6 protein-coding genes are annotated in these 4,751 nt (G+C 52.8%); 3 read left to right on the top strand and 3 right to left on the bottom strand.

The window, feature by feature from the left end; translation table 11 throughout:
* From V6C16_RS08100 to V6C16_RS08090, 3 genes are all read left to right on the top strand, one after another.
* Positions 1-528, top strand: a 528-nt coding sequence (locus tag V6C16_RS08100) for a hypothetical protein (protein ID WP_333542989.1), incomplete at its 5' end; no start/stop codon positions are given.
* Positions 529-682: 154 nt separating this feature from the next.
* Positions 683-1,156 (top strand): hypothetical protein, encoded by a 474-nt coding sequence (locus V6C16_RS08095; RefSeq protein WP_333536829.1) that lies wholly within the window; start codon positions 683-685, stop codon positions 1,154-1,156.
* A gap of 165 nt (positions 1,157-1,321) precedes the next feature.
* A complete protein-coding gene (locus V6C16_RS08090; protein ID WP_333536831.1) occupies positions 1,322-1,798 on the top strand; it encodes a hypothetical protein in 477 nt (158 codons plus the stop codon).
* 49 nt (positions 1,799-1,847) lie between these two features.
* Here V6C16_RS08090 and V6C16_RS08085 read toward each other — a convergent pair whose 3' ends face one another.
* The 3 genes from V6C16_RS08085 to V6C16_RS08075 all read right to left on the bottom strand — a co-directional run.
* Entirely contained in the window at positions 1,848-2,543 is a 696-nt protein-coding gene (locus V6C16_RS08085; protein WP_333536832.1) for a hypothetical protein, read from the bottom strand.
* Between the two features lie 480 nt (positions 2,544-3,023).
* Positions 3,024-3,599 carry a cytochrome b/b6 domain-containing protein gene (locus tag V6C16_RS08080; RefSeq protein WP_333536833.1) on the bottom strand — a complete coding sequence of 192 codons (576 nt, stop codon included), beginning with the start codon at positions 3,597-3,599 and terminating at the stop codon, positions 3,024-3,026.
* A gap of 743 nt (positions 3,600-4,342) precedes the next feature.
* Positions 4,343-4,751 (bottom strand): GTP cyclohydrolase II (locus V6C16_RS08075; protein WP_333542988.1); only part of this gene is annotated, 409 nt, incomplete at its 5' end.

The following is a 4,751-nucleotide window of genomic DNA, read 5'->3' as shown; positions in this document are numbered from 1 at the left end:
TGCTATAAAAATATAGCCGTCAAAGCCGGAAGCCGAAACAATGGAGACCCTATGACTCTGGAAAAATTTGACGATTCCGCAAGAGCCTTCATACGCGGCGCATGGCCCCTGTGCCTTATCGCCATGCTCAGCTTGCTGGCAATGGGCATCATCTGTGGCTCATACATGCTCTTTTCCATCCTGTACGGCCTTGCAGGCTGCCTGATTTTTGTGCGCGGCTTCGGCCTTGCCACCTCCTTGCCCATATACTGCCTGGCCTTTGCGGCCTTTCTTAGCGCAGACCCTTCACGCAATGAAATAACACAGTTGCAGACCATGCTGAACCTTGAGTATTCGGCCCGTATCTACCTACGACTGCTCGTCACAGCCTTCAAGTCGGCGCTGATGGCTCTGCCTTTTTCCCTGTTCTTTTTCGACCGCATGGGCGGCTATGTCGCTTTGCTGAAGATTCCCCTCTGTGTCTTTTTTCTGGTGCTCGTCCTCGAACCCACCTTTTTAATTCTGATGCTCGCCATATTTGGCATGTGAGGCAACGTCTGGTGAAGGGCGGATATTTTCCGCCCTTCACCAGACACCTACGGAAGCACCAGGGGTTTATCTATGATTTCATATTGCTGCGTTATTGCAGTATTGCTATAAAAATATAGCCGTCAAAGCCGGAAGCCGAAACAATGGAGACCCTATGACTCTGGAAAAATTTGACGATTCCGCAAGAGCCTTCATACGCGGCGCATGGCCCCTGTGCCTTATCGCCATGCCCAACATGCTGATTTTAGCCGCGTTTCATGATCCAGATATATTCTTTTTCATCCTGTACAGCCTTGCCGGTTGCATGATTTTTGTGCGCGGCTTCGGCCTTGCCACTTCCTGGCCCATATACGGCCTTACACTTGCGGCCTTTCTTGCCGGAGTTCCATCAAGCAACGAAATGAAACTTTTGGAACATATGCTTAACTTTGAGCATATGAGAGAATTCCTATGGGCCTTTATCATAGCCTTCAAGTCGGCACTGATGGCCCTGCCTTTTTCCCTGTTCTTTTTCGACCGCATGGGCGGCTATGTCGCTTTGCTGAAGATTCCCCTCTGTGTCTTTTTTCTGGTGCTCAGCATTGAACCCACACTTTTAATGCTGCTGCTCGCTAACTCCGGCTTGTGAGGCAACGTCTGGTGCAGGGAGGATATTTTCCGCCTTGCACCAGGAACCTACTGAAGAACCAGGGGTTTATCTGGTGTTCATCCGCGGTTTCGTATTGCTGCGCTGTTGCTGTATTGATATAAAAATATCGCCGTCAAGGCCGGAATCCGAAACAATGGAGACTGCATGACTCTGGAAAAAATGAGCACATTCATAGGGATTGTTATAGAACGTGCATGGCCCTTGTGCCTTATTGCCATGCTCAACTGGTGGTGGGTGATGCCCGGCTCCAGTCCCTATGCAGTCTTCACTTTCCTGTACGGCTTTGCAGGCTGTCTGGTCTTTCTGAGGGGCTTTGGCCTTACCACCTCCTTGCCTATATATTGCTTGACCCTTGCGGCCCTCCTTACTGCGTATCCTTCACTCAATGAAATAGCACAGCTACAGAGTATGCTGCACCTTGAGCATATGAACCGTAACTACCTAGAAGAACTCGTAACAGCCATCAAGTCGGCGCTGATGGCTCTGCCTTTTTCCCTGTTCTTTTTCGACCGCATGGGCGGCTATGTCGCTTTGCTGAAGATTCCCCTCTGTGTCTTTTTTCTGGTGCTCGTCCTCGAACCCACCTTTTTAATTCTGATGCTCGCCATATTTGGCATGTGAGGCGAAGCCTGCTGAAGGGCGAAAGAATGTCCACCCTTCAGCAGATCAGCTACGGAAGCACCAGGGGCTTATCAGCGGTTTCGTATCGTTGTGCTTTTTGCAAAATTTCAGCGAAATAATGCTGGCAGTTATATTTTCTTGCATCGTATCGTTGTATCTCGAAGTCCATATCCTGATATGCTTCTGTCAATTGCCTGTCCCACTCCGCATCAAGAGCTTGTCTGGCGCGGTCAACATATTCTTTTCTGTACTTGGGCGCTTCGACTTCATAGGTAAAAAGTGTTTTCATGTCTTCCACAAGCAAGCCCTCTCCCTTGGACAAACCGAAATTGCTGCCGTCGCTGCCCACAAACTGCATATGCTCGTAGTGTTGTTGCTTGTTCCACTTTATTTCTTTTCCGTATTTTTTCTTACCCCACCACCACAAATCCAGCGGTCTGACCCCCATCTGATAGCAGGGAACCTCCGCTTCGGGGTTTAAGCGAAAGGGCTTCAGGTCATGCGTTTTCGCGGCATGCCGCGCCACCACGTCGGACACGCTTTCAGCGTACATGCGTTCTTGCAGCGGCGCGTCCGGCGACACGGGCAAGGGCTGTGTCAGCGGGTCTTTTTTCGCCCCGTACATTCTGTCTGCCAGTGACTGTTGCGTCCGTTCGTTCCCCTGGCCCGCCACAGGTGTGCCGTGCCTGGCCCCGAAAGGATGGCTGATGCCCAGATGTCCATTGCTTTTACCGGTAGTTGCCATATGCTCTCCTGTTTGCGCAGTTATGAAACTGCGCGGTTTGAGGAGAGCATAGCGCAGGCGAGGATTTCTGTAAGACTGAACTGGTTCAGTCATGCCCAACGCCCGGCTGGCGCGGGTTTTATAAAATCAGAGGGGCCAATTGGTGTAAAAATGAAAAAATAAATCCTGCAAAATAGCTGTGTTATAAATATTTTTACCTGTGTAAAAAGCAAAAAAACATTTTATTCAAGGCTATTACTGCAAAATAACACCTCCCGTACATGCCCGCCCAAACGCCGCAAGCCCGGCATGTCTTTGGACATGCCGGGCTTGCGGCGTTTGGTTTTTCCGTCTCAGGTCAGGCGCACTTTTCTGACAGATTGCAACAGAAATAAAGGTGTTAGGGGGTGGGGGCGTGGGGGAGGTGACCCTTTTGCAAAAGGGTCCCTCCCCCACAAAGCATTTCACGCATAAAATGCGCTCTATCTCGTCAACAGTGCGTTATTTCTTGGGCGCAACCTTTTTCTGCCACATGGCAAAATGGGCCAACGCCATGCCACCGTGTCCTGCAAGATAGGCAACCATGGCCCAGGCAAAAAACTTGTGCGCGCTCAGGGCGGTAAGACCAAGGCGGTCATTGCCCCAGTCGTCAAACCACCACAGGCCGGTAAACACAGCCATGAGCAGCGCCCCCATGCCAAGCCCCTGAATACAGGCTGGCAGTCCCTTGGGACGGGGACCAACCAGCTTGAACCGGGCCGCAGCGCGCATATCCTTGCCAAGCTGATCCATATCCCCCCACAGGTAGGGGAAGAAGTTGCGCAGGCCGCGTTTCCTCACGCTGAGGGTCACCAGAGCAATGCCCAGCAAAAACAAGCCCATGCCAGAAATTATATGCACCCAGGCCAGAGCCGATGGTCCTTCAAGCGGAACCTCCATGCATATGCTGGTCAGGAACTGCAAAAGCACAAATGCGATGACGGCAGCATGGATGCAGCGCAGCAGGGGCGGTTGAAAAAAACCCAGAAAACGCCACAACAGCGCACCCTGAGCCAGAATTTTTTCCTTTACGGTCATGCAGTACTCCCTGAGGTATGAACCGCTGCCCCATGCCGCCCTGAACAACAGGGGCCGACATGCCGGGGACAAGAGCGGTCCCGTTCTTTTAGGGCAGCTTCACCTTGAAACTGCCCTGACGCCTGCGTGAGCAGCCGTCCGCCACAGAGGCGTAAGCGCGGCTTCAGCCGAAGCCCGAAAGCTTGCGGACAAGACAGCAACGCTATGGATCTGCGCGGTTAAGCGCCGCAGTGAGCGCCTTGCAGCGTCGTGAACACATATCCGCAACACCACAAGGCCCAAGAAAGCAGTCTTCCACAATGACACTGGCAGAACCGCCCCTAGAGCAATTTAACTTTTAAATTGCTCGGACGGCTGCGTGAGCAGACGTTCGCTACGGAGGCGTAAGCGCAGTTTATCTGCGCGGTTAAACGCCGAAGTGAGCGTGCCTTAAACTTTGAGAATGTATATTCTCAAAGTTAATCTGCTCTAGGACAGAGCAACGGTGAGAATATACATTCTCAACGCTTACGACACGCCTGTTTCGGCATTGACAGCGCAATGCACGTGCGCGTGCGCCTTCTCACGCAGCCGCCAGAGCAATTTCAAGGCGAAAACCCTCTGGCCCCGGCGGCTCCGGGGCGGAAAAGGCTTGCAGCGTAGCCGCATGTGGCGGCCACACGCCAGCTGCTGTCGTCAGACCCTGCCTGACCTGACGGCAGAAAATACCCGGCATGCTCAGGGGCAAACCGGGTAAAACCCTCCTAGCGGCAGCAGGAGCAATGCAGCATATGCTGCATTTTTTCTTTTTTGGTACGCAGGTAGTGCTCGTTTTCAGGGCAGGCGTCCATTTCAATGGGCACTCTTTCGACAATTTCAATGCCGTAGCCCGAAAGCCCCACGATTTTTTTGGGATTATTGGTCAGCAGGCGCACCTTGTGAATGCCCAGGTCAACCAGCATTTGCGCGCCGGTTCCATAGTCCCGCAGATCCGGGGGGAAACCCAGCTTGCGGTTGGCCTCCACAGTGTCATAGCCTTCATCCTGAAGGGCATAGGCGCGAATTTTATTGGCAAGGCCGATGCCGCGCCCTTCCTGCCGCATATACAGCAACGCGCCGCGCCCTTCTTTTTCTATCTGCCGCAGGGCCGCGCCGAGCTGCCCGCCGCAATCG

Source organism: Desulfovibrio sp. 1188_IL3213 (assembly GCF_036763145.1).
Taxonomy (GTDB): Bacteria; Desulfobacterota; Desulfovibrionia; order Desulfovibrionales; family Desulfovibrionaceae; genus Desulfovibrio.
Note: the sequence above shows the minus strand (reverse complement) of the source record. Positions and strands in the feature narration are given on the sequence as shown.